General features: G+C 67.5%; 29 protein-coding genes. 8 read left to right on the top strand and 21 right to left on the bottom strand.

All coding sequences use genetic code 11. From position 1 onward, the window contains the following. Positions 1-19: 19 nt before the first annotated feature. Positions 20-268: an AbrB/MazE/SpoVT family DNA-binding domain-containing protein gene (locus DP107_RS03500; protein ID WP_144260731.1), complete on the top strand. Its 249-nt coding sequence runs from the start codon at positions 20-22 to the stop codon at positions 266-268. After that, positions 268-696: a type II toxin-antitoxin system VapC family toxin gene (locus DP107_RS03495; protein ID WP_144260730.1), complete on the top strand. Its 429-nt coding sequence runs from the start codon at positions 268-270 to the stop codon at positions 694-696. The genes DP107_RS03500 and DP107_RS03495 overlap by 1 nt, the downstream gene beginning before the upstream one ends. Positions 697-737: 41 nt before the next feature. On the opposite strand, the gene DP107_RS03490 is transcribed toward DP107_RS03495, so the two are convergent. The 9 genes from DP107_RS03490 to DP107_RS03450 form a co-directional block, all read right to left on the bottom strand. Then, on the bottom strand, positions 738-1,712 hold the full coding sequence (locus tag DP107_RS03490) for an NAD-dependent epimerase/dehydratase family protein (protein ID WP_144260729.1): 975 nt from the start codon (positions 1,710-1,712) through the stop codon (positions 738-740). Between the two features lie 183 nt (positions 1,713-1,895). Then, a complete protein-coding gene (locus DP107_RS03485; protein ID WP_144260728.1) occupies positions 1,896-2,186 on the bottom strand; it encodes an AbrB/MazE/SpoVT family DNA-binding domain-containing protein in 291 nt (96 codons plus the stop codon). A gap of 80 nt (positions 2,187-2,266) precedes the next feature. Then, positions 2,267-2,605 (bottom strand): DUF5615 family PIN-like protein, encoded by a 339-nt coding sequence (locus tag DP107_RS03480; RefSeq protein ID WP_144260727.1) that lies wholly within the window; start codon positions 2,603-2,605, stop codon positions 2,267-2,269. After that, positions 2,602-2,883, bottom strand: a complete 282-nt coding sequence (locus DP107_RS03475; protein WP_144260726.1) for a DUF433 domain-containing protein — start codon at positions 2,881-2,883, stop codon at positions 2,602-2,604. Before DP107_RS03475 ends, DP107_RS03480 begins: the two co-directional genes overlap by 4 nt. 35 nt (positions 2,884-2,918) lie before the next feature. Continuing rightward, the gene (locus DP107_RS03470; RefSeq protein WP_144260725.1) at positions 2,919-3,854 is read right to left on the bottom strand and encodes an NAD-dependent epimerase/dehydratase family protein; all 936 of its coding nucleotides are present in this window, start codon (positions 3,852-3,854) and stop codon (positions 2,919-2,921) included. Between the two features lie 43 nt (positions 3,855-3,897). Next, positions 3,898-4,338, bottom strand: coding sequence for a hypothetical protein (locus DP107_RS03465; protein WP_185977152.1), 441 nt, complete (start codon positions 4,336-4,338; stop codon positions 3,898-3,900). Beyond that, positions 4,335-4,859, bottom strand: a complete 525-nt coding sequence (locus DP107_RS03460) for a DUF7342 family protein (protein ID WP_144260724.1) — start codon at positions 4,857-4,859, stop codon at positions 4,335-4,337. The genes DP107_RS03465 and DP107_RS03460 overlap by 4 nt, the downstream gene beginning before the upstream one ends. A gap of 268 nt (positions 4,860-5,127) precedes the next feature. Further along, entirely contained in the window at positions 5,128-7,005 is a 1,878-nt protein-coding gene (glmS, locus tag DP107_RS03455) for a glutamine--fructose-6-phosphate transaminase (isomerizing) (RefSeq protein ID WP_144260723.1), read from the bottom strand. Beyond that, positions 7,005-8,201 carry a sugar phosphate nucleotidyltransferase gene (locus DP107_RS03450; protein ID WP_144260722.1) on the bottom strand — a complete coding sequence of 399 codons (1,197 nt, stop codon included), beginning with the start codon at positions 8,199-8,201 and terminating at the stop codon, positions 7,005-7,007. Before DP107_RS03450 ends, glmS begins: the two co-directional genes overlap by 1 nt. 100 nt (positions 8,202-8,301) lie before the next feature. On the opposite strand from DP107_RS03450, the gene DP107_RS03445 reads away from it, so the two are divergent. Further along, on the top strand, positions 8,302-8,910 hold the full coding sequence (locus DP107_RS03445; RefSeq protein ID WP_185977151.1) for a class I SAM-dependent methyltransferase: 609 nt from the start codon (positions 8,302-8,304) through the stop codon (positions 8,908-8,910). A 57-nt stretch (positions 8,911-8,967) separates the two neighbouring features. Next, positions 8,968-9,294 (top strand): hypothetical protein, encoded by a 327-nt coding sequence (locus DP107_RS03440; protein ID WP_144260720.1) that lies wholly within the window; start codon positions 8,968-8,970, stop codon positions 9,292-9,294. Positions 9,295-9,339: 45 nt separating this feature from the next. On the opposite strand, the gene DP107_RS19785 is transcribed toward DP107_RS03440, so the two are convergent. From DP107_RS19785 to DP107_RS03400, 9 genes are all read right to left on the bottom strand, one after another. Further along, the gene (locus DP107_RS19785; RefSeq protein WP_185977150.1) at positions 9,340-9,513 is read right to left on the bottom strand and encodes a hypothetical protein; all 174 of its coding nucleotides are present in this window, start codon (positions 9,511-9,513) and stop codon (positions 9,340-9,342) included. Between the two features lie 60 nt (positions 9,514-9,573). Beyond that, on the bottom strand, positions 9,574-9,978 hold the full coding sequence (locus DP107_RS03435) for a hypothetical protein (RefSeq protein WP_144260719.1): 405 nt from the start codon (positions 9,976-9,978) through the stop codon (positions 9,574-9,576). A 65-nt stretch (positions 9,979-10,043) separates the two neighbouring features. Then, on the bottom strand, positions 10,044-10,592 hold the full coding sequence (locus tag DP107_RS03430) for a hypothetical protein (RefSeq protein WP_144260718.1): 549 nt from the start codon (positions 10,590-10,592) through the stop codon (positions 10,044-10,046). Positions 10,593-10,682: 90 nt separating this feature from the next. Then, positions 10,683-13,022 (bottom strand): hypothetical protein, encoded by a 2,340-nt coding sequence (locus DP107_RS03425; protein ID WP_144260717.1) that lies wholly within the window; start codon positions 13,020-13,022, stop codon positions 10,683-10,685. Beyond that, the gene (locus tag DP107_RS03420; protein ID WP_144260716.1) at positions 13,019-14,074 is read right to left on the bottom strand and encodes an AAA family ATPase; all 1,056 of its coding nucleotides are present in this window, start codon (positions 14,072-14,074) and stop codon (positions 13,019-13,021) included. Before DP107_RS03420 ends, DP107_RS03425 begins: the two co-directional genes overlap by 4 nt. A gap of 416 nt (positions 14,075-14,490) precedes the next feature. Then, positions 14,491-15,942 (bottom strand): PAS domain S-box protein, encoded by a 1,452-nt coding sequence (locus DP107_RS03415; protein ID WP_185977149.1) that lies wholly within the window; start codon positions 15,940-15,942, stop codon positions 14,491-14,493. 438 nt (positions 15,943-16,380) lie between these two features. Then, a complete protein-coding gene (locus DP107_RS03410) occupies positions 16,381-16,713 on the bottom strand; it encodes a hypothetical protein (RefSeq protein ID WP_144260714.1) in 333 nt (110 codons plus the stop codon). A gap of 334 nt (positions 16,714-17,047) precedes the next feature. After that, positions 17,048-18,580: a cryptochrome/photolyase family protein gene (locus DP107_RS03405; protein ID WP_144260814.1), complete on the bottom strand. Its 1,533-nt coding sequence runs from the start codon at positions 18,578-18,580 to the stop codon at positions 17,048-17,050. Positions 18,581-18,823: 243 nt separating this feature from the next. Then, positions 18,824-19,117: a hypothetical protein gene (locus DP107_RS03400; RefSeq protein WP_144260713.1), complete on the bottom strand. Its 294-nt coding sequence runs from the start codon at positions 19,115-19,117 to the stop codon at positions 18,824-18,826. Between the two features lie 179 nt (positions 19,118-19,296). Here DP107_RS03400 and DP107_RS03395 point away from each other — a divergent pair, with 179 nt between their 5' ends. Continuing rightward, entirely contained in the window at positions 19,297-20,163 is an 867-nt protein-coding gene (locus DP107_RS03395; protein ID WP_144260712.1) for a sulfurtransferase, read from the top strand. 20 nt (positions 20,164-20,183) lie between these two features. Here the strand turns inward: DP107_RS03395 and DP107_RS03390 are convergent, their stop codons facing one another. Beyond that, positions 20,184-20,420, bottom strand: a complete 237-nt coding sequence (locus DP107_RS03390; RefSeq protein WP_144260711.1) for a hypothetical protein — start codon at positions 20,418-20,420, stop codon at positions 20,184-20,186. 251 nt (positions 20,421-20,671) lie between these two features. Here DP107_RS03390 and DP107_RS03385 point away from each other — a divergent pair, with 251 nt between their 5' ends. Further along, positions 20,672-20,890: a hypothetical protein gene (locus DP107_RS03385; RefSeq protein ID WP_144260710.1), complete on the top strand. Its 219-nt coding sequence runs from the start codon at positions 20,672-20,674 to the stop codon at positions 20,888-20,890. 294 nt (positions 20,891-21,184) lie between these two features. Here the strand turns inward: DP107_RS03385 and DP107_RS03380 are convergent, their stop codons facing one another. Together DP107_RS03380 and DP107_RS03375 are read right to left on the bottom strand one after the other, a co-directional pair. Beyond that, a complete protein-coding gene (locus DP107_RS03380; protein ID WP_144260709.1) occupies positions 21,185-21,847 on the bottom strand; it encodes a ribonuclease HI family protein in 663 nt (220 codons plus the stop codon). A 526-nt stretch (positions 21,848-22,373) separates the two neighbouring features. Further along, on the bottom strand, positions 22,374-22,790 hold the full coding sequence (locus DP107_RS03375) for a hypothetical protein (protein WP_144260708.1): 417 nt from the start codon (positions 22,788-22,790) through the stop codon (positions 22,374-22,376). 293 nt (positions 22,791-23,083) lie between these two features. On the opposite strand from DP107_RS03375, the gene DP107_RS03370 reads away from it, so the two are divergent. After that, the gene (locus tag DP107_RS03370; RefSeq protein ID WP_144260707.1) at positions 23,084-23,386 is read left to right on the top strand and encodes an AbrB/MazE/SpoVT family DNA-binding domain-containing protein; all 303 of its coding nucleotides are present in this window, start codon (positions 23,084-23,086) and stop codon (positions 23,384-23,386) included. Then, positions 23,386-23,946, top strand: coding sequence for a PIN domain-containing protein (locus DP107_RS20660; RefSeq protein ID WP_238330760.1), 561 nt, complete (start codon positions 23,386-23,388; stop codon positions 23,944-23,946). Before DP107_RS03370 ends, DP107_RS20660 begins: the two co-directional genes overlap by 1 nt. The last annotated feature ends 142 nt before the right edge of the window (positions 23,947-24,088 follow it).

Genomic DNA, 24,088 nt, shown 5'->3' with positions numbered 1-24,088 from the left:
GGACTGTCCAAAGTGATGTATGTCTGACCGGATGGAGGAGGAGACGACGGTGAATGATAGCTACTCCGTCACGGTGCCCGCGGCGATTCGTCGAATCGCGGGAATCGAGCCGGGCGACAAGCTTCGGTGGTCAGTCGATGAGGCGGGTTCGCTCTCGGTCGAGGCCGTCGAACAGCGATACGGTGCGTTCTCGGAGCTGGAACCGGTCGACACCGGTGAGGAAACTCACGTCGCGGCCGATCACGACCTGATTCCTGGGGACCACTAATGGCTCGGGTACTGGTCGACGCGAACGTCCTAATCGCAGCGCGTCTCACTCGTGATGAGGACCACGACCGGGGGAAAGCGATTACTGACGCGTTCGACGACGGATCACTCCCTGTTGCCTGCGTCCTGAGCGATGCTCTTGAGGAGGTGGTGAACTATCTCCAGGCACGGAGTGGCCATGAGACCGCTGTCGAAACGCTCGATGCCATCGTCGAGAGTCGAGGATTCGATCCCCACTTCACGCCGAAGCGTGATTTCAGCGGTGGCCGTTCCCTGTTCCGGAAGTACGACCAGTTCTCGCTCACCGACGCGGTGATTGTCGCAGCGATGGAGCGCCTCGACATCGAGTATCTCTACTCATTCGATGATGGGTTCGATGCTGTCGAAGGGGTCACTCGTCTAACCACTCCGGACGACTCCTTCGCCTGAACGACCATCGATCGAAACGTCCAAACGAGGAAGGTGGGCGTTCAGCCGTCCAGCCCCTTACGAATCAACGCCCGAACCGTCGCCTCCACGCTCTCCTCGGGCTCCCAGCCCAGCTCCGCCTGCGTCCGTGACGTATCGACGCCGAACTCGCTGACGAGCGTCTCGTCCCGTGGGTTCTCCAGCAGTTCGATGTCGACCTCCAGGCCGCTCTCCTCGACGCAGACCCGCTGGACGAGTTCGGCGATGGTCATCACGCCGGGGTCCTCGTCCGTGGCGACCTCGTACGCGGTGCTGCCGGTCTCGCCCGCCTCGCGCTCGTCCAGTAGCGCCTCGGCACTCCGGAGAAACGCCCGGGCCACGTCCCGGACGTGGACGAAGTTCCGCGCCTGGTCGCCGGGCTCGTACACCGTCAACGGTTCGCCGGCGAGCGCCCGGCTCACGAAGAAGTTGATGACGGTCCCCTTCGAGACCTGCCGGCCGCCCACCTCGTGCCCGCCGTAGAGGTTCGAGATCATGAACTGGTGGGCCGGGAACGCGTCCTCGGCCATCGTCCCGACGGCCCGCTCGCCGAGCACCTTCGTCCGGCCGTACCAGTTCAGCGGGTCCCGCCGCATCTCGGCAGTGATGGGGAACTCGTCGGGGTCGCCGATGACGGCCATCGAGAACGGGAACGCCAGCGCGGCACCGGTCTTCCGACAGAACCAGGCGACGTTGTTCGTGCCCCGGACGTTCACCTCGTACGCGAGGTCAGCGCGGTCCTCGCAGTCGTCGACGCCGGAGATGGCCGCCAGATGGAGCACCACATCGGCTCCCGAGAGTGTCCCCTCCAGCCGCTCCCGGTTCCGGATGTCGACGTGTTCGACGGGAACGTCCCCGATCTCCCGGATATCGCCGAGATAGAAGTTGTCGATGGCGGTTACGTCCCAGTCCGGGTGGATTTCCCGAATATCCGCGACGACGCGGCTCCCGATGTAGCCCGCCGCGCCGGTGACGGCGACGTGTGGCGCTTCGCTCATAGCCGGTTACTCGCTGCCGTGGTCAATAGTTCGTGTGGTCGGTAGGCGGCGGCGACGGATTAGTAGGGTACGATGGCGTCTCTTTTTAATGATTGCCCGCTGCACCCACGACAGAGCGTTATCTATCGACCGGCGTCCGAACGAGTCGGTGACGGCATGCCGACATCGGCCAGATATGGTCTCTTATTCTTCATCATCCCCGGCCCCAGCCTGTTCAGCCTGCCTGCGGATTTTATTCATGTGGTCCTTCACTTGCGGATTCAGTTGGTAGTAGGAGGTCCGCTGTCGCTCCTCGGGAATCTCGGCGACGAGTTCCTCCATTCGCCGGATGACCTTCTCCGGGTCGTCCTCCGGCTCCACGACCGCCTTCCCGTCCTCCTCCCGGGTTTCAACCTCCGTTCCGGGAGTGATTCCGAGGCGTTCACGAATCTCCTGTGGAAGAACGATTCGACCTTTCGAATCGACTTTGAGCATGTCCCCAGCATTAGAGAGATTTAGCATAATATTGCGGTGCGACTCACGGACCCCCGACACTGGTCGACGGTTCCGGTGTGCTACATCCACTCCTCGACCCAGACGAGTTCGTTCTCCAGTTCGGACCGCGTAAACACGGTCAGTAGTCGGTCGACGGCACGGACGACGCTCCCCGGATCCGGTGACTGTGCGGCGAGCAGCAGGATGCCTGCGTGGTCGTATGACTCGGCGAGAGCAACGAAATCCCGGTCATGGGTGAGTACGACCTCGTCCCGTTCGGCGGCATCTCGGAGGAGATCCTCGTCGACCGTCCCTTCACCGTACCGCTCGTCGGCGACCGCAACGTCGTAACCGTTCGAACGCAGGGCGGTCACGACGACCCGCTCGACGACTTCGTCTGCGAGAATCGAAAGGCTCACTGGCCGACCGGGTCCGGCGGTGAAAGAGCGGTTTCCCGCAACTCCGCTTCGAGGTCACGCCGCTCCCGGCGGAGTTCGTGCATCTCCTCGGGATGTTCGTAATAGTACGCGAGCGCGGCGTGCACCTCAGCAAGCGAGATACCGAGTTGGTCGGCAGCGTCCTCCGGCGACCGGCCGGTGTTAAGCACCAGCTCGGCGACACGGAGCACACTGATCCGCCGGCCGTCGAGACAGGGCTTCCCTCCGAGTACCCCCTCCGTCCGGACGATGTCGACCATACTGGTATTCGACCGTTTTCGTGTATAAACCTTCGTCACCCCTCCCCCCGGAACGCGGCCGCGATGTCCCTGACGCCCTCCCGAAGCGACCATTCGGTCTCGAAGCCCGTCTCCCCAAGCCGATCGAAGCTCACGTTGTACGACGGGCCGGGATGCTCGTCCTCCAGATAGGTCACATCGACCGGACCGACCGCCTCGCGGACGAGTTCGGCGATCTCGCTGATGCGGTAGTTCCCCCCGTCCGAGCCGACGTTGTAGACGCGCTGTGGCCAGCGCTCTGGTTCGAGCGCCGCGCTGGCGTACGCCCGCGCCGAATCCCGGACGTGGACGAACGGCCGCCAGTTCGAGCCGTCGCCGTACACTGTCAGCGGCCGGTCGGTCAGCGCCCGGAAGACGAAGTAGTTGACCACGAGGTTGAACCGCACCCCGGGCGCGTCGCCGTAGACGGTCGCCATCCGCAGGGCGGTGCCGTCCATGTCGTGGTCCTCACAGTACTCCTGCAGGAGGGCCTCGCTCTGGAGTTTGGCCTCCGCGTACGGGTTGATAGGGTCGGGGTCGGTCGTCTCGTCCATCGCCCGGCTGGGGGCCCGGCCGTAGACGTTACAGGAGGAGGCGAAGACGACGTTGTCGACGCCCAACTTCCCGGCCGCGCGGAGCACGTTCTCGGTGCCGTCGTAGTTGACGGCGAACGTCTCCTCGCGGCGGTCGTGGGTCGACGCGGCGCCCGTGATGGCCGCGAGATGGATGACCGTATCGACGCCACGGGTCGCGCCCTCCACGTCGCCGTACTCGCGAACGTCGCCGCGCTTGAACGAGAGGTCGTCGCCGCCGAGTTGCCCGCGGAGCGCCCGCGGGGAGCCCGAGTCCAGCGAATCGAGGACGGTGACGTGGTCGACGCGGTCGTCCTCACGGAGTATCGGGAGCAGGACGCTGCCGATGTAGCCACAGCCGCCGGTGACGAGGACGTGCATACCGGTCGTGTGTGGACTGCGGATAAATGGTTTCTGCGACGACCTACTCGGACTGGAGCCTGGAAACGAGTACCGACATCACCTCCCAGACGACTCGCGTCGGGTTGACCGACGAGAACGTGTACGGTTCGTAGTCGTACGAGGCTGCGGGATTGACCCGCTCCTGGAAGTGACCCCACGCGTCGACATGTGGATTCGGCTCGTGGTGCCACCCGAAGTCACCGTTTTCGCCACTGTAGTGGAAGGAGAACGTCGGCCTGTCGTCCGAGGTCCCCCCGGCGAACCAGCGTACCGTGAGCGTCCCCTCGGTTACATCGGTATCGAGACGGTCGATTGCGACCTCGGCACCTACCTGTGTGTACTCACCCGATGGGAACCCCCGAACCGTCGAGATGGTGGGGTGACGTTCCAGTTCTCGCTGGATGCCTCGCAGGGCCCGATGCGACGCTTCTGCTGCGTCGTACGACGAGTCATCACCGCTCATCCTGCTGGTGCGGGCGAGTCTCGACTGTACGCCGTGTAGTTCTCTATCGCCTGCTCGACGATATCGAGTCGGTACAGCAGGAGCGCCCAGTCGTTCGCAGTTTCTCGGATCTCCCGTGTCTCTGCAGCGTCGGCGCTCTCGGCAGCCCGGCGGCGGAGGGCTTCCGGGGATTCGACACCGTATTCGCGGGCCCACGTCTCCACCTGCTCCTGCAACTCGGCCTTCAACTGGAGGAGGCCGTCGTGATCGTACTCGTCAAGAAGGTCACGGAGGGTCTGAACCCGCGTGTGAAGGGGGTCGGGTTCGTACATCGCTGCCCCGCCAATATCACGTTTCATGAGGACGTTCATCTCGACGAGACGCTCGAGGTGGCTGCGCGCGGTGTTCTCGGCGACGTGGGCCTCGGTTGCAATATACGACACCGGTTGCGGCCCCGAGACCGTTCCGGCGACCGACCGAACTCTGTCGAAGGCACTCGTCTGCTTTTTCCACGCCTCGACGCCAGGCGCCTCGTCGTCCATGCCGTAACCTTGCAGTCGAAGTCAATAAATTCATTCATGGAACAGATAATCGAGAACGCGACGGACACTCCGCAGGGTCCGTGCCGGTATCGCGGACTGGGACCGGCGGAGGAGTTTCAGCCCCGTGCGGTTCCAGACCCCGAATATCGGTGGCATGGGTCAGCCGGCCGCTCCGGCGGATGGTTGTGTCTCGGAAACAGCTGGTCGTACTCGCTCGCTTCTATTCTCGGCCTGACGACTCCGGGCTGTAGTCCGGACTACAGTCCGCTCACTCCACCGTCACGCTCTTGGCCAGGTTGCGCGGCTTGTCGATGGGCCGGCCTAACCGATCCGCTACGTGGTAGGCCACCAGTTGCAGCTGGACGTTCGCCAGCACCGCCGCGGTCCGGGGCGGCGCCTCGGGGATCTCCAGCACGTGGTCCGCGTACCGCTCGACCTTGCTGCGTCCGTCCGTCACGGCCACCACGGGTGCGTCCCGTGACTCGACCTCCTTCACGTTCCCGATGGTCTTGGTCGCGAGCGGCCCGTCGCCCGTGACGACCGCGAAGACGGGCGTCTCGTCCGTGACCAGCGCGAGCGGGCCGTGTTTCAACTCGCCGGAGGCGAACCCCTCGGCGTGCCCGTAGGAGATCTCCTTCAGCTTCAGGGCACCCTCCAGCGCGACGGGGAAGTGGACGCCGCGGCCGATGAAGAAGTACGAGGGCGCGCCGACGAACTCCTCGGCGAGCGCCTCGGCGTTCGACTCGTCGAGCACCGCCTGCACGTCGCCCGGGAGCTCCCGGAGGGCGGACAGCGAGTCGCGAACGTCGCCGGCCCGTCGGCGCTCCTGGGCGACCGAGAGCGCGAGCGCGTTGAGCGCGGTCTGCTGGGCGGCGAACGTCTTGGTGGCAGCGACGCCGATCTCCGGGCCCGAGCGGATGTAGAGCACCTCGTCGCACTCGCGGGCGGCGGTCGACCCGACCGTGTTCGTGCAGGCGAGGGTCCGGACCCCCCGCGAGCGTGCCTCCCGGAGCGCGCTCAGCGTGTCGGCGGTCTCGCCGGACTGCGTGACCCCGATGACGAGCGCGTCGTCGACCGGCGGCGGCGAGGTGGCGTACTCGCTGGCGAGGAACGCCTGGGCGGGGACGCCGGCCTGGCGGAACAGTTCGGCGCCGTACAGCGCCGCGTGATACGAGGTACCGCAGGCGACGAACTGCACCCGCTCGGGGTCCACGTCCACGTCCAGCGTGACGCGACCACCCATCTCGTCGACGCGGCCCTGGAGACACTGCCGCAGGGCGCGGGGCTGCTCGTGAATCTCCTTCAGCATGAAATGGTCGTAGCCGGACTTGCCGGTGTCCTCGGGGTCCCAGTCGACCGTCTCGACGGACGTCTGGACGACCTCGCCGTCCGTTCCGGTGACGGTCCAGCCCTCGGCGTCGATACGGGCGAACTCCCCGTTCTCCAGGTAGACGACGCGGTCGGTGAACGCCCGGAACGCGGGGACGTCACTGGCGAGGTATGTCGCGCCGGCTCGCGGCTCGCTGCGCTCACCGCCCGCTGATCCGGCGTCGCGTGGCGACGTCCCCAGCACGAGCGGGTTGTCCTGCCGGGCGCCGAACAGCGTCTCCACGCCGGCGACCGAGACGACGACCGCGAAGCTCCCCTCCAGCCGGGCGACGGCCTCGCGGATGGCCGGCTCCGGGTCCGCAGGGTCGTACTCAGGCCCGTCGAACAGCTCCTCGATGAGGTGTGGGATGACCTCCGTGTCCGTCTCGGAGCGGAACTCGTGACCGTTCGCCGCGAGCTCGTCGCGCAACGCCTGATAGTTCTCGATGATGCCGTTGTGGACGACGGCCACCCGCCCGGTGCAGTCCGTGTGCGGATGGGCGTTCGCGTCCGAGGGCGCACCGTGCGTGCTCCAGCGGGTGTGGGCCATCCCGACGGTGCCGCGGGGCTCGGCCCCGTCCGCCCTGGCGGTCTCGAGGACGCGCCGCAGCGCATCGAGCTGCCCCTGGCGCTTGACGACCTCGACGGTGTCGTCGCCGGAGCCGGTCAGCGCGACGCCGGCGGAGTCGTAGCCCCGGTAGTCCAGCTTCGAGAGCCCGTGGACGAGCGTGTCGAGCGTGTCGTCGCCGCGGCCGACGCACGCGATGATGCCACACATCAGCGGACCACATCGCTGTCCTCGTCGATACGGCCCCGTACCAGCACGCCGGTGCCGAGCGTGGCGTTCGGCCCGACCAGGGCCCCGGGGTCGGCGGTGACGCCACCGCGGGCGGTCACGCGGTCGGCGAAGACGGCGCCGAGCCGCCGGTCGCGGTAGACGCGGTCGTCCAGCGCGACGTCGGCTGGCCCGCCGGGGACGGTCGTGTTCGCGCCGAGGGTCACGTCCTCGCCGGTGACGCACTCGACCAGCGTGGAGCCGGCGCCGACGCGGGTGTCGGCGTCCAGTACGGACCGCTCGACGGTGGCGTTCGCGCCGACGGTGACGTTCCGCCCGAGCGCCGTCTCCGGCCCGACGACGGCGTTCGGCCCCACCTCGCAGTCCGGGCCGACGACGAGTGGCGGCTGGAGCGTCGCGTCCGGGTGGACGATGGCCGACGGCGCGACGTACAGCGTGTCCTCGGATTCGGGCTCGTCGACGCGGTCCGTATGGAGCACCTCCCGCGTGACGTACAGCAGGTCCCACGGGAAGGTGGCATCGGCCCAGAGCTCGTCGGTACGGACACCCCGGACCGGCTTCCCTTCGTCCTCGATGCGTCGCGAGATGGCCGCCGTCAGGTCGAGCTCCCCGTCGCGTTTGGGCGTCCCGGCCAGTGCGTCGAAGATCGCGGGCGTGAACGCGTAGACGCCGGCGTTGATGAGTCGGTACTCGCCGGCCGCCGGCTTCTCGACGAGTTCGGTCACGCGGTCACCGTCTAACCGGACGGCGCCGTACGTGTCGGCGTCCGGATGCTCCATGACCGCGAGCGCGGGGTCGCCACGGTCGCCGAACGCGTCCGCGACGTCCGTGACGATTCCCGGGTCGATGACCCGGTCGCCGTTGAGGACGAGCATCGGTCCCTCGACCCGTTCCCGGGCCTGCAGGAGGGCATGCCCACTGCCGAGCTCCTTCTCCTGGACGGCGTACTCGATGGGCACGTCCCGATACGACGGCCCGAAGTGCTCCTGCACCCGGGCGCGTTCGTAGCCGACGACGAGGACGATGCGGTCGACGGCCGCGGCGACCAGCGTGTCGAGCACGTGCTCGAGGACGGGCCGGTTCCCGGCCGGCAGCATCGGCTTGGGCCGGTTCCTGGTGAGCGGCCGCAGGCGACGGCCCTCGCCTCCCGCGAGGACGACACCCGTATCGAGGGTCATGGAGTTACCCAGAATCTGAGTAACTGTAAGTGTTCGGGGGACGGTGGTGACGCCTCGCACCGCGCGGCGTTGATGTGCCTCCAGCCGTTACAGGATACCGATGGCAGTCCTCTCGGATGTCGACCGACAGAAGCTGGACGACGGCCCCGACGACCGGTTCTACGACGAGCCGCGGTTCGTCACGCATGCCGACGAGACGTTCCAGACGCGACTGACGGCCCTGTACGAGACGGTCCTCGACCCGGGCGACCGCGTGTTCGACGCGATGGGGAGCTGGGTGTCGCATCTCCCGGAGACGGAACTCGGACGCGTCGTCGGCCACGGCCTCAACGGGGCGGAACTGGACGCGAACGACCGGTACGACGAGTGGTTCGTGCAGAACCTCAACGAGGACCGGACGCTTCCGCTCGCGGACGAGTCGTTCGACGCCGTCTGCTGTGCGCTCTCGGTCCAGTATCTCCAGTATCCCGAGGCGGTGTTCGCGGAGTTCGACCGCGTTCTCGATACCGGCGGGACGCTCGTCGTGAGCTTCACGAACCGGATGTTCCCCACGAAGGCGGTCAGGGCGTGGCGGGCGGCGTCGATGACCGAGCGCGAGGAACTGGTCGCGTCGTACATCCGGGCCGGCGGGATGGCGGTGATCGACCGCGTCGGGGAGGGCGGCCCCGGGGACCCGTTCCACGCGGTCGTCGGTCGCTCGGTGCCCTGAGCCCGGCCCCCTCGGCACGCATCGCGTTCGAACTCCGACTACCGCAGACGAACTCACATGGGACAGGAGACACTCGACGGAACCGACATCACGACGCTTCGGGAGACGTATCGCCGCAAGGTCATGGAGGAGTTACCGCGGGCCGCTCGTGACGCGGATGACTGGCCGATACACCTCGACCACTGCTTCGGCCGTGTCGTGCTGGACAACCTGTTCGGGGACGAGTGGTACGACCACGTCGACGGGCGACCGGCGTACGAGGCGCTCTCGGAGGCGGAACTCCGCGAGGCGATCGATATCGCTGACCGGATGCTCGTGGACGGTCGGTCGGCTGTGGCGGAGTTGAACGAGAACTCGCTCCGCTGGCGGGGCGAGGCCGACTGACTCCCGACCCGGCGTCCGGGACGGACCGACGGCTCCGGTCGCGGGTTACTCCTCGACCTCGGTGACCGACTCGATCAGCTGTTTGCCGACCGATTGGGTGGACCCGTCCTCCAGTTCGATCATATACATGCTTCCGTAGTCCTCGTATCCCGCGACCCGAAGCATCGTCTCGTCGCCGTCGGTCAACTGGTGTGGCTCGGCGAATCGGAGTTCGTACATCTCTACTCGGTTGTTGGGCCGCGACGAGCAATACTCCGTCGCTGCCGGAACCCCCCCGTCTCAGTCGTCCAGCAGACGCGTCAGCGCCGAGACCGCATCGGTGGGCCACGCCGAACACGCGGTGGTGCCGACGTGGAACGCCCGGCAGGTCTCCACGGTCGGGTTCCCCGCGAGCGAGACGACCGGCTCCGTCCGGCGCTCCCAGGCGACCGTCCACGATGCCGGCGGCTCCACCCGGACGTAGGTCGTGGCGCCGCCGCTCGTGTCGATCTCGTCGAGCCGCATCCGCCGCTGGCCGGCCGCGTTCGTCGCGTCCACCACCGGCGTCGTGTCGGCCGGCACCGTCCCCGCCGCCCGGACCGTATCGAGGAACTGTCCGACCCCGGCGGCCGTCCAGGTCAGGCTGACGTGACCACCGTACGTCTCGACGTATACGGGCGGCTCGACCGGGACCTGCTCGCTCATCGACCGCCGTACGTGTCGGGCGAGTAAGGGTCCAGTGCTGGCGGCAACGACCGCGTCGTCCCGGCTCACTCCGCCGTCGAGACGCGGACCAGATGTGGCTCCAGCACTCGCGCCTCGTCCGGGTGGGCGGCACTGTAGGCGTGCCAGTCCTCGGTCTCGAAGTCGAAGACGATCTCGCAGGGCCAGTCGATATCGGCCGCGCCCGAGAGCCGTTCCAGCACCGTCGTGCGGTCCCCGGGGGGGATGAGGTCGTCACTGGTCGCGTCGAGGAACTGCTCGAGGGCGGCGTATGACTCGATGGTGAGGTCGGCCCGATACCGGCCGCCCCCCGTGGCTGGCCCGCCCCGGTCGGGCGTCGACGTGACCGTCCGTGAGGCCTCTCGGCGGGTGTTGCGACCGAAGTAGAAGACGAACCGGTCGCCGCGATAGCGGAAGGGGCCGTGGGTGCACTCCGGGTCGTCCGGGAAGCAGCGCCACGCGAACGTGGCGTCACAGTCCAGGCAGCGGAACCGGGAGACGGTGTTCGTCCCGATGGGGTCGTCCCGGTCGAACCCGCCCTCGGCCTCAACGACCCCGCAGTGGGGGCAGTGAGCCGGGCCGCGGTCATCGGCCATGTCACGGGAGAGGCCGCGGGGACACCTGTCGGTTTCGGCTGCCAGGTGGGCCGACGGGCTGCCGGACGCCGGTCGGCCCGACGGCCACGTTCAGAACAGCACCTGCGCCGCGAGTTCGTGCAGTCGGCGGTCCAGTCGGCCCCAGTCCTCGACGACCGAGACGCCGTGGAAGTACGACTCGTCGTCCTCGCGAGCGCCCTCCCCGGCCGCCGCGCCGTCCGTCAGATAGACGCCCAACACCGGGAAGGTGGCCGCCTCCAGTTCGGCGAGATAGCGGTCCCGGTCGTCCGGCCGGCCGTCGGTCACCACCAGCACGAACGGGTTGTCGACCTCGTGGAGTCGGAAGCGAGCGATACGAAGCGCGTCGGCCAGTGGCGTCCCGCCGCTTGCCTCGCCGGCGAGCAGCGCCCGGCGAGCGGTCCGTGTGGGCTCCGCCTCGGCGTTCACCAGCCGGACCGACGAGCCGTGCAGGTCGAGCGTCGTCACGTCGACGCCGACGGCTTCCAGCGCCAGCGCCAGGGCGGCGGCGCCGTCCTCGGCCGCTTCGACCGCGCCGTCGGCCATCGACGCCGACCGGTCGACCACCAGGACACAGGTGTAGGCCCGCTCCTCGCCGGCCTCCGTCCGCGTGAACACGTCCAGCCGCCCGCGGGCCGCCGCGACGAGTCGACCGCGGTCGAACGAGCCGCGTCGCTGCCTGGGGTGGTCGGTGTCGCGTCGCTGCTCCTGCAGCCGGGTCCGGAACGAGCGCGCCAGCCGCCGTGACCGCCGACGGGCCGTCTCCCACCGGTTCCGGTCGAGCGGCTGCGTCACGGACTCTACGACTTCCAGCGCGAGCCGTCGGCCGTCCGCGGTTCCGGCGGCGGCCTCCGTCAGCGCCCGCAGGTACGCCTGCAGTTCGGCGAGTCGCGCCTCGCCGCCGTCGGTCTCGTTGGCCTCCGCCGCCAGTTCGGCCCGATGCCGCTCGGCAACCGACCCCGTATCGGCGTCGTCGATTCCACCGGCTCCGTCCGCGGCGGATCCGGCACTCGTCGCCGGGCTCTCCGCGCCCCCCGAGCGGTCACCGTCGGTTCCACCGGAGCTACTCCCCGGAACCGGCCCGGAGCCCGGGTGCGACCGTCCGTTCACGCCTTCCTCGTCGCTCCGCCCGTCCGGCGTGATTCCGTCCGCACCACCAGCCGGGCCGCTGTCGGAACCGCCCTCACTTCCGCGTCCCGACGCACTGGCGTCATCGTCCGGCTCGTTCCCGCGGCTCCCGCTCATCGGATCGTGGTGCCCGGGCGGTTCGGGGTCGTCGCCGCCGTCTCGACCGTCGTGACCGGTACCGTCCGTCCCGGACGCGCCCGTGTCGGTGTCCGGCGATCCGTCCCGGCTCGCCGTCGTACTCCGGATCTGCCGGCCGACCTCCCTGCGGACGGCGTCGCGACGCAGCTCACGAGCCTCCCGGGCGTCTTCGGCGGCGGGGCCGGCCGTGTCGTCCGGCTTGCCGGGCAGCGGGCCGTCCGTGTCGGCGGCCGCGTGCACGGCGTCGTCGGTGAGCCGTCGCTCGGTCACCGCGCTGGGGCCGTCCGCGGCCCGTATCGTGCCGTCGGGGTCCAGCAGGCGGTCCAGCTCGCTCGCGCCGGCCCCCGAGACGGTCGAGTCGTCCAGCCGGTCGGTCAGGGCCGTCCAGAACGCCCCGATACGCTCGGTCCGAGGCCCCGGGTCGGGCTCGGTCACGACCGCCCGGACCGCACGCTCCATCCGCGGTCGGAACTCGTGGAGCAGCCGCTCGTCCCGACGCGATGCCAGCCGGGCACTGTCGTCGCTCCCGTCCAGCAGCCGCCGGAACCGACCACTGTCGTAGACGGCCATGTCCGCGAGCCCGCAGAGGACGGCGTTGAACAGGCTGTACCGACGCCCGCCGTCGCCGCTGTCGTGGCCGAACGGCCCCGCGGCGAACAGGTTGGCGTTCAGCAGTTCCAGCTCGGTCGCCACGTCGTAGCGGTGGCGCAGCTGTCGCTCGATGGCGCCGTCCTCCAGCGTGTTCCAGACCCGGGCGAACAGCCGCCGTCGCTCGGGTGCCACCGCTTCGAGGCGGTCGTGGAACCCGCCGATGTCGGTGTACAGCAGATGCCCCAGTTCGTGGACGACCAGCGCCTCCTGGACCGCGAGGTCGAACGCCGGCCGCCGGAGGTCGCTGGCCGGCTGGTCGAACGCCCGCGTGGTGATACTGATCTCGGGCTGGTCGGCCTCGTAGTCCGTCGTCGCGGTGTGGACCGCCCCCGAGAGCCGGACGGTCGGGCGGACGGGCGCCAGTAGCCGACAGTACTTCTCGAGGTAGCGCCGCCGCTTCTCGGACTCGCGCAGCGCCTCGGCGGGGCCCACGCCGAGCCGTTCGCGCACCGTCCGGGCCGACGTCGACGGGGTCAGGCGCACGGCCGGACTCACCACCGGGTCGACTCGATGGCCCGGGCGACGGCGTTGCGGTCCTCCGCCGCGGCGCGGGTCTCAAGCACCTGTTTGGCGGCGGCCGCCGGCGCCATGTCGAACTCGCTCACCAGCCGCCCCACCTTGATGACCGCCCGGTGGGAGGTCGGCGTGGCGAGGTCACGCTCCCGGTAGCTGGCCCGGAGACTGGCCGCAAGCTCCGTCAGTCGCTCGGCCACCCGCTCGTCCCGGTCGACCCCATGCCGGAGTCCTGTCGTCGCGTACAGCAGCCGTCGTTCGGGGTCGGGCGCGAGGTAGTCGAGTTCCAGCTCCCAGAACCGCGACCGGAAGGCGTCGTTGAGCGGGCTGGTGCCGGCGTACCGCGGCGGGTTCATCGTCGCGACGAAGCGGAAGGCCGGGTGTGGGTCGAGCACCTCGGCAGTCGGCTGCACGACGAGCTGGCCGTCCCGCTCGGTCAGGCCGTGCAGCGGCATCGTCGCCGCGGGACCGGCGGCGTTCAGCTCGTCGGCCACGAACGTCCAGCCGTGCCGGACCGCCTGGTAGAGGACCCCCGGGCTGAACTCGAAGGCGCGCTCGGCGCCGATCAACTCCGCGGCCTCTCCCAGCGCCAAGTCCTGTGTCTCGGCCACCTCCCGGGCCCGCTGGACCCGGTCACGCTCCGCGCCCTCGGCGGGGGCGTACTCCCCGACGAGGTCGGCGTACGTCGTCCCGGAGCCGAAGTTGACCCTGACCAACGGCCGGTTGGTGCGGGCACAGAGCCCCCGCACGAGGCGGTCCTTCCCGACGCCCGTCTCGCCGGTGAGGAGGAGCGCGTAGTCCTCGTCCGCAAGGAAGCGGGCGGCCAACTCCACGTCGGTTCGGTCGTCCCGTACCTCGCGCTGGATGTACTCGTGAGCCAGGTCGGGGACCAGTGGGTGGCCGGAATCGTCCAGCACGGACAGGCCGTGGAACTCCTCGCTAGTCGGCGTTCCCGCGGGGCGGTCGAGATCCGCGACCGCGACGCGTCGGCCGCGCCCGTCTACGGCCTCCGTCGGTTCACCGGCGTCAGTCATCGTCTCCACTATCGGTGCAACGGGTAAAGCCCCGACGGAAGCGACGGCGGGCTGCTGACCGATGCTCGGTATCCTCCGTCAGTTCGTCCTCGAATCTGTTCGGAGCCCGCCCGAGTGCCAGCGTCGGAGGCGTCGGCCGCTACCGCCACTGACTGGCTTCCGCAACTGGGTGGGCCGTGCTGCGCTCACGCACGTTACGAGCGGAGACCGACTCTAAACAGCCTGTGAGGGCGGGTTCCACGACCCAGTAGTCGAGGCGAAGTCCGGCACTCGGCACGCTGTTCTACCTCCGTCTCACTACTACACGGTTCAACCACTCCCTCTGAACCCGCGCCCGTCGTTCATCTCGGGATATCGCGACGCGTGCCGGACGTGTCGCCACCACGGGGGCCGCGGTCACGATGGGCCACCACTGGCTATCCGTGACCGTCCGAACTGACGGTAGCACCGGTCTGTGGCAGGTCGATTCGCAGGGTGGCCGCAGGCGTATCCGCCGGCCCCGGTTCGAGCGTTGCCGCCCCCCCGACCGACTGGAGGGTCAGATACGACCGTGCGATCTCGACCCCGCCGGCGTGTTGCAGCGCCGTCTCGGTTCCCTCCTGGATTAGCACCCGTTCGCCGCTGCAGAACAGTGGCGTGTCGCTCTCGACGGAGACCTCCACGTGATTGGCCACGGCGTCCGCATCGACACGGATTGCCGCATCGCTGTGACAGTTGAGGATGTTGTCGAACAGCTCCAGCGCCGCCTCGGCGGCCTTCTCTCGGACCTGACCATCCGCCACGTCAATCGCGAGCTCGGCATCGGCGACGCTCTCGTCCGCCCGGAGCTGCGTGGACAGCGTCGTGAGGACGCTACTGACGTCCTGTGGTCTCGCATCGTGGCCGCCCTCCGAAACGGTGTGTCGAAGCTTCACGATCTCGTCGCTCAACTCCAGCAGACGGTCGCTCGCACCCATAATCTCCCTCGCCGCCTTGCCGTTGTCGGACACGGTGTCCTCGAGGATCTCGGCCCACCCGCTAATGATCGTCAGTTCGTTCCGGAGGTTATGCCGCGCGACGCGGTGGAGCACATCCAGTTGCTGCTCACGCTGATGCCGGTCGGAGAGGTCGACGGCCGTCCCGACGACTCCCGAGACCGACCCGTCCTCGTATATCGGACGTAGGTTCACCTCCACGGGAACGCGGGACCCGTTCTCTGCTCTGAGCGCCGTCCGGTAGTCCTCCAGCATCTCTCCCTCGGTCACGCGGTCCAGCAACGAGGCGAACTCGTCGGCGTCGGGCAGCAGCGAGTACTCCCGGCCGACAATCTGCTCGGCCCGGTAGCCGAACGTCTCCTCGGCCGCCCGGTTCCACCGTCTGACGGTGCCATCGGTGTCGAGAACGGCTACCGGGACGGGAAGCGTCTCGAGAAGGGTCTTCAGTCGGCCGGTGGTTCGCTCGAGCGTGCGCTCCCGGGCCAGTTGTGCCGAGCTCTCGCGGAAGAGGCCCATCAGGTGCTCCGTTCCGTCGACCGTCATCGTCTGGACGGTGATCTCGACCGGGACGCGATCGCCTCCCGCAGTCTCGATGAACAGGGGGTCGCCCGACCGAAGCCGGTCGACACGCTCCCCCCTCAGCCCCCGTTCGAACGCCTCGGCGTACGCATCGGCGTTACCCGGCGGATGCAGGCCGGTCTGAACGCGGCCGATGAGGGCCCCCGGCTCACAGTCGAACAGCTCGTTCGCGGCGGCATTCGCATAAACGATGTGACGAGTTTGTGCGTCGGCGATCACGACCGCGTCCGGGATACTACCGAGTCCGATGGTGTCCGACAGCCTGTCACCGACGTCGGACCCCACGGTCGGATCGGGTGAATTGTCGGTCGCCATTAACGTAGTAGTATAATGGAGCCACGGGAATATAGGCGTTTCACCCATGATTTGATGATTTTTAGTAATACAGTTTCGGCACCTGACAGTGCCAAGCCGGCCGCGGTGCGGTCCCGGCATAGTGGTGAACGATACCTCGGTAACCGTGTGCAGACACCCGTCTGATGATACCGAAGGACGTATACTAAATATTATATGAACGACGATAGCCGCCAGGTCGATCAAGCAGCCAGCGATCGAGACTATTCGAGCGCTCCACGCCGGGGGACGGGATTCAGCGGACGGTCGGGTGAGATGTCCACCGCCTGGAAGGGGTACTGGATACCTCCCGACTCTGACCCGACCGTAACCCGGACGCGTGGCCGTGCCGAGGCGCGCGGGACACGCGGGGCGTATCCGGCGGGTCAGCGACCACGGCGAGCACGTCCCCACCCCCGCTCAGAACGAGGTCGACTCCCCTGCGAGGACGCGATAGCTCTCCAACGTGCCGGCCATTGAGGGACTCTCCTCGTCGTCCTTCAGCTGGGTCCCGTAATCCATCCACCGTCCCCTGGTGAAACTGTACATCTCGAAGCCGGTGTCCGTCTCCAGGACGACATCGACGACGGCGTCGTCGGGCGCATCAGGTGGCATGACCACGGACCGGATGCCGGACGTGTGGTCCATCACCCAGACAGCGATGACGTCTCCCTCGTCGGTACGGTGCGCTTTCGCCTCCGCCTCCGAGAGGGGCCTGTCCGGCCATCCCTCTGCGGGCTCGGGTTGCTCCATGGTACCCGTAGGGGCGCGAGACGTATTGCAGTTGGCTCGATGGGGCGCTGCGAGGAGTCCCCCCGCCGCTGTCGTTCGGCGACCGGCTGAGATACGCTCGGTTGTCGGTCACGGCACGGCCCGCACCTGCCGGCGGGGGACGTGCCGCCCCGGAGGGCACGGGACGGACGGCCTCCGACGGGGAGCCGGGATGGCCCGGCGTCCACCTGTTCGGCCGCAAGCGCGGACGACCCGGCCCGTGAGAACCCGTCGACTGCACCCCTTCACCCCTCGACGCTCGGGGGGCCGACCGCCCCCGTGGTCGGAGTCGGTCACCGGGAGCACGGTCCCCGCGCTACAGCTCGCCGAACTCGTTCTTTCGACGCAGGTCCTCGACGCGCGCCTTTATCTCCTCCATCTCGTCGCCGTCCTGCTTCGAGTCGACGTGACTGTACATGAGCCCCATCCTGTGGTTCGACCGGAGCTGGTCCTCGTTCCTGTCGAGGAAGTCCCAGTAGAGGGCGTTGAACGGGCAGGCTCTCTCGCCGGTGTCCTTCGTCTTGTAGTAGTGGCAGTCCCCGCAGTAGTCGCTCATCTTGTCGATGTAGTTGGCCGAGGAGACGTACGGCTTCGACGCGAAGACGCCCTCACCGTACTGTCCCATCTCCACCACGTTGGGCGTCGTGACCCAGTGGTACGCGTCGACGTACGTCGCGTGGAACCACTCGTTCAGCTGCTTGGGCTCGACGCCCCACAGGGTCGCGAAGTTCGCCAGCACCATCAGCCGCTGGATGTGGTGGGAGTATCCACGTTCTCGCACGTCCCCGACCGTCTGCCGGAGGCACTCCATGTTCGTCGCGCCGTCCCAGTAGAACTCCGGCAGGTCGTGTGGGGCGTCCAGCTGGTTGGCCTCGTCGAGCGTCGGCATCGAGTGGCGGTAGACGTGCCGCATGAACTCCCGCCAGCCGATGAGCTGGCGCAGGACCCCCTCGACCGAGTTCAGCGGGATGTCCTCGTGCTCGTGGTATGCGTCCTCGATGGTCCGGACGACCTCCCAGGGGTGGAGCAGGCCGATGTTGATCGACGAGCCCAACAGGGCGTGCGCCATCGCCCAGTCGTCGCTGCGCATCGCGTCCTGGTACGGCCCGAACTCCGGCAGTCGGTTCTCGACGAAATGTGTGAGCTTGGCCTTCGCCTGCGCTCTGGTGACCGGCCACACGAGCGTCCCCTCGACGCCCCAGACGTCGAACTCCTCGCTCACCCACTCGCTCGTCCGCTCGGTCAGGTCGTCGTGCTCCGGCCGATGCACCGGTGGCGACTCCCACTCCTCGGGCGGGAACTCCTGGTTCTCGTCGTCGTAGTTCCACTCGCCGCCGACGGGGTCGCCGTCGTCGGTCATCAGAACGCCGGTCTCCCGGCGCATCCACCGGTAGAACGTCTCGTGTCTGAACGGGTCCTTGTCCGTGTCGTTCGACCACTCGTCGAACGCCTCCCGCGTCCCGACGAACAGCTCGTTCTGAACGACATCGAGCCGACCGCCGGCCGCCGTCACCAGCCGCTCGAAGGTGTCCGCACTCCGGTGGCTCGGCGACCGCATCTGCACGAGTTCGTCGTCCGGGTGCGCCTCGAAATACCGCTCCAACCCGTCGCCGAACGTGTCGGCCTTGATATACTCGACGTCGTACCCGCGCTCCCGGAGGTCGTCCCTGAAATGCCGCATCCCGCTGAAGACGAGGGTGAGCTTGTCGTGATGGTACGGTTTCCGCCGGGCGAAATCGTGTGCCTCGATCAACAGCACGCGCGACCCCTCCGGCGCCCGCCCGATCGGCCCGACGTCGGGGTGCAGATGTGTTCCCAGGACCCAGGGAACCCTGTTCGGGTCCTCCATGCTGTACGTCCGCGTCTCACCGACAACTGGCGAAGTCAACACCCTCTGTAGTACCGTGAGTCACTTATCTGTGTGGCCGACTCGACGACGGCGGACATCTCAACCGGCCGCAAGCGCCGCGGTCGCCTCGATGAGCGAGTGCGGTGGCCGACGCTCCCTCCCGTGGCGGCCCCGGTGCCGCGACGTGCCGCCGGGTCGAGCGTCGACCCCGCAGGAGTCCAGCGCCCGCGTGCTCCGTGCGTCTCAGTCCGAGTCGAGAACCACGTAGCGGTCCGGATGTGTCCTGACGCGGTTCGACCACGACGTCTCCGGACGCGGGAGGACGGTGATGACCGTCCGGACGCCGGCGTCGTCCGCGACGGCTACGGCGTGTCCCTCGTCCTCGACGACGACGAGTTTCGACCCGTGCCTCCGGTCGAAGTAGTCACCCTCGGCATGGCGCATGAACCGCCGGAACCGGGCCACGTTCCGGACGCCGAACTGCTCCAGGCGCTCGGCTGCGTGCGCGGAGACGTCCACCGAGATGTCGTCGCCCATATCCGTTGGTCTGGTCCCTCGGACGGATATCCGTCCCGACGCCACACGGTCGGACCGGACCGGTCGGCCGGGCCCGCGGCGCCGTGGCCGATTCGACCTGGCGGCCGTGCGACGTCAGCCGTCGCCGGGTCGGCGGCGCGGAGCGTGCGCGTTATTCGTTCCCGGCGCCAACATGAGGCATGTCCGACGATACGGTGCCGACGCTGGTGGATCCGGACTGGCTGGCGGACCGACTCGACGCTCCGGACCTCCGGGTGCTCGACTGCACCGTCCATCTGCGTACCGACCGGAACGGCGACTACCAGCTCTCCTCGGGATACGACGACTGGGTAGACGGCCACGTGCCCGGGAGCGCGTTCGCGGACCTGATCGAGGACCTCTCGGAGACGGACGACCCGGACTACCCGTTCCAGCTGCCGACGCCGGAGGACTTCGCGACGGCGGCTGCCGACCTCGGTGTGAGCAACGACTCCAGGGTCGTGCTGTACGACACCGTCGATGCGGGCAACAACAACGAGTGGGCCGCCCGGCTGTGGTGGATGTTCCGCGTCTTCGGCCACGACCAGGTCGGCGTTCTGGACGGGGGCTGGGCGCGGTGGACCGCCGAGGACCGCCCCGTCTCCACGTCGACTTCGGAGCCGGAACCGGCCACGTTCACCGCCGACTACCGCCCGGAGTTGGTGGCCGACAAGGAGGACGTCGATTCACGCCCGGACGACGATGATGCCTGTCTCATCAACGCGCTCCGGCCGTCCGACCACGCGACCCAGCGGATCCCGAACAGTGAGAACGTCCCCGCCGTCGGGGAGGACGCGGTCATCACCGACGACGGGACCTACCAGCCCACGGAGACGCTCCGCGACCGGTTCGCCGATGTCGGTGCAACCGACGCCGAGGCGGTGATCACCTACTGTGGCGGCGGTATCGCCGCCAGCAGCGAGGCGCTGGCCCTGTACCAGGCCGGTATCACGGACGCGGCGGTGTACGATGGGTCGCTCAGCGAGTGGACGGCCGACCCCGACCGGCCGGTCGAGAGCGATAGCTGAGCCGGCCGACTCGTCGCGACCTACGACCGCACGTATGCGGCACAGCGCAGGAGTATCGGGCCGGAAACCAGCATCGCAACTCCGATCAGACGCACGCGGGCAGTCGCGCTCTCCTGCGGCTGGAACCGGACGGCCAGGACACGCTCGTACCCCTGACTGGCGAGCTCGAGCAGTCGGCCCGGGATGGCGATGTGGAGGAGCCCGGCGAGGATGCTCATGACGGCACTCACGCGTAGTACCCGATGAACTGCGACCATCACTCACCGATGAACCGAGCGAGTAATATGACTATCCGTTGCCCGGGACTGCTGTGATGCGCGTCGGCCGCGCCCAGGTGCCGCTCGCTGGTGTGTGCCGGGCTCATCACTCGGGCTCCCGCGTTCCGCGTCCCCGCCAGGTGGTCTCCACCGCGCTCCACGAGGTGCCGAAACCGACACCACCTCGACCGGGGTTCCGACCGGGCAGATACTGAACACTTATTCATCTGTAAGACCGACTATCCGACGAGATGTGTGCACAACAGATGACGACACCGGACGAGATAATCCAGAAGACCCGCGAGGGAGCAGCTGAAGGTGCCGAGATGGGGGCCGCGTTCGGCCCGTTCGGTGCCGGATTCGGCGCGGGCTGGGGCGCTGCGTTCGGGTACCTCGACGCTGCATCCGAGGAGATGGCCGACCCGGAGAACATGTCGATGATGATGGGAATGGGTGGTTCCGACGACTGAGCCCCGGGCGTAAGCGCAGAGCTGGTTCTGCTGTTCCCCCCTTCCGGCCGAGTTCCGAAGTACGATCCCGTACTGAAATCTGCCGTTTCGCCGACTGGTGAACAGATAGCGGCTGGGCCAGCGACGAGCGGGTGTGTGCGGCCGACGACCGTGCAGACCTGCGCCGGCCGAACAACGCCTCGAATCCGCCGCGACCGGGTTTGAGCCGTATTCCGGCTTCCGAGCTATGGACGCCGGAGCCATGCCGGCTGCTCGCGGCTCGAGCGTTCGGAACCTATCGCTTGCATGCTCGAATCAGCCGCTTGGGCCCATCTCCGCCACGTCGGCGCCGAACGTCGCCAGCGCGTCCGCGGGGTTGGGGTCGCTATCGACGAGATGCTGCCAGTCCTGCGTCGGGAGCCGGGTCAGCAGCTCCGCGGCCGCCCCGGCGTATCGCTCGGTTCCATCGATGGTGGTCGGCTCGTCGCCCCAGACGCTCCGGATGACGGTCATCGAGTCGATGCGGATCTCGACCTCGGTCGGGTCGTAGCGGCGCAACAACTCCGCCAGGCCGAGTTGCAACGCGACGTACTCGGCGGTGTTGTTGTCGGCTCGCGAGCCCACCGGCCGCCCCATCCGGACGAGTTCGTCGCCGGCCGTGTCGAGGATGACGGCGCCTGCACCCGCCGGGCCGGGGTTGTTCCGGGCGCTGCCGTCGACGTAGAGCACGAACCCGTCTCCCTCGGGAACCGGACTGGTATGCTGTGGCCCGTCCGTCTCCAGTATCCGGTCCATCGCCGTTCGGAGCTCCGCCGACGTCGTCTCTGGACCGAACAGGCCGCCGTAGCCCGGAACGGCGTCGTCAATAGCAGCGATGGCCGCCTCGGCTTCGTAGCCGAACCGCTCCAGGACACGTTCGACGCGCTCGGCCAGCGGCGATAGCGGCTCCGCCGGCAGCACTTGGAGGTCACCGCTCACGTGGGATACCTCCGTGTGTGCGTGTCTCGCCGGTCGCCCGGTCGATACATACTCGACTATCGGTTCGACGGTGGCCTGTACCTGTCGGTGGTCGTGTGATATCGTGGATGCAATACGAGCGCATACTGCGGGGTGACATCCCCCCCGTCATCTATACTGGGGAGGATATCACCTCTGACTTGTTCGTTCGTGTCGGCCGTGCCGACCGACAGTAGTCGATCATGGATCCTGTGGCGATCGAGTGGGCCGACACCGGTGGTCATCCATCGTTGAGGACTCTGACTATCGCCCAGACGGGGCTCTGAGCGTGTCGTTCGAGGTGACCGGTGGTTCCGTTACAATCCAATGTCAACCCGAAGAACGCACCTCAAGCCCAAGAGGCCCGCCGCCAGGGTAGATGATGGTCAAACCGGCGCTGATTACCGAGTGGGGTATCCCAAGGCGATGCTACGGACGGAACAGGCATGAGCATCAGCGCGGGGATGGTACTACGATGCGGCGCTGAAGCAGTATGCCGCCCCCGCGTTCAGTTCTCGTCGCCCTCCCCGTCCACATCGGGTGCGCCGTACGTCTTCTTGGGCTCGTCGAGGTCGAGGACGACGAGGCTCTCGTCGTCGTTCCATGCCGGGTCGTACTGTGTGGTGACCTCGGGCACGAGGTCGTAGCGTTCGAGGAACGCCTTCGGGGCGATGGTGCCGCCGGAGTCGGTCTTACTGACCGTGTAGGCGGCGTCGTCGGCGTCCTTGTCGGCGACGGGCTCGATGCCGACCTGGTCCGCGTCCTCGTCGTAGTACATCACGGCGCCATCCTGGTCCTCGAAGAACTCGTCGATGGCGGCCTGGTTGACGCCGATGCTGCCGGACTTGCGGATGGAGAGCATCGGCTCGGTGCCTGCCGGGCGGCCCCGACCGGAGCCGGCTTCATCGAATTTCTCGAATCCCATGGCTATACCATTTGATTGTATAATTTACAGTTCTTCTGGTTGGGCGAGCTATGTGGCTATTCTCTACGGTTAATTGTTGAGATGCGTCGGTGACCGTGGCCGATGCGACGGTGTATGTGACAGACCAGCCGACCAAGGGGAACCCGTGACACAGGCGAACGTGGTCGACATAGAAACCGCTGGACGTACGGGATGGCCAACCATTCACCCTCCGTGGTGGGGCGGGGAATTCACCCCAGCTAATGTTGAATAGTACGGAAGTCTTACCTATGAATCATTCTGTACTATGAATAATGAGTGAGTCGGATCAATCAGATAAGTATGAAAAAGAAGTCGTTTCGGTGACGAAGCATGGGCAGGCCACGATCCCGAAACGGTTCCGCGAGAAGCTCGGAATCGACGCCCCCGGGAAAGTCGTGTTCCGGGAGACCGAAGACGGAGAGGTGATCGTCGAACACGTCCGCTCGCCGAGCGAGATGCGTGGCTTCGCCGCACGCAATGCGGCGACCACCGACACGCCCGCAACCCGAATGCTCCGCGAGAAGCGCGAGGATGATCGAGACGAGCGTGACGCCCGCCTCTCAGGACCGGAGTGATGCCAGTCCCCGATCGCGTCGTCTTCGATGCCGAGCCGCTGGTCGCACATGCCGCCGACGAACCTGGAAGTGAGACGGTCGAGGAGTACCTCGATGCGGTCGCCGGTGACGATACAACCGGCCACGTCAGTTGTGTGAACCTCGCCGAGATTCGGTATATTATCGCTCGGAGGTACGATCGGCCCACCGCCGACGAATATCTCGACTGGCTCGATGAGCTCGGTATCGAGACGAGGGGCGCCGAGGCGGTGATGTCCGCGGTGAACGGCGGGAGTCGCACCTCGCGGAAAGATGGACAGATCAACGGTTCGGCCCGATCCACACTGATGCTGTCACTGCCGACACTGCTGCGCGTGGGGTCCGTGATGGGTGCGCTTGCTGGCCTCGTTCATATTGCCATTCCGAATCGGCTGCTCGAACTCGCCAGTTGTGGCTACGACCGCGTCTTAGCCGTCCGGTTCCAGCCGCAGCGGAACGCGACCCGCCGGGTCCGTCCGATCGGTGTTGCGATGGTCGCCTCGGCGCCGGTGCTGGCCCGTCTCGCCGCGTGGATGGAGTAGACACCTCGTTCGATGGTAGGGCGCCGTCCACGATCGACCACGACCGCGACTGCACGGGCCCACTATGAGCCGGTCTTCGCTCGAGTTGAGAGCTGCACCCAGGGAGCGGTACTGATTATCCGGTGCCGCTCGTAACGGCCCC

This window comes from Haloglomus irregulare (assembly GCF_007421925.1).
In the GTDB taxonomy this organism is placed as follows: domain Archaea; phylum Halobacteriota; class Halobacteria; order Halobacteriales; family Haloarculaceae; genus Haloglomus; species Haloglomus irregulare.
Note: the sequence above shows the minus strand (reverse complement) of the source record. Positions and strands in the feature narration are given on the sequence as shown.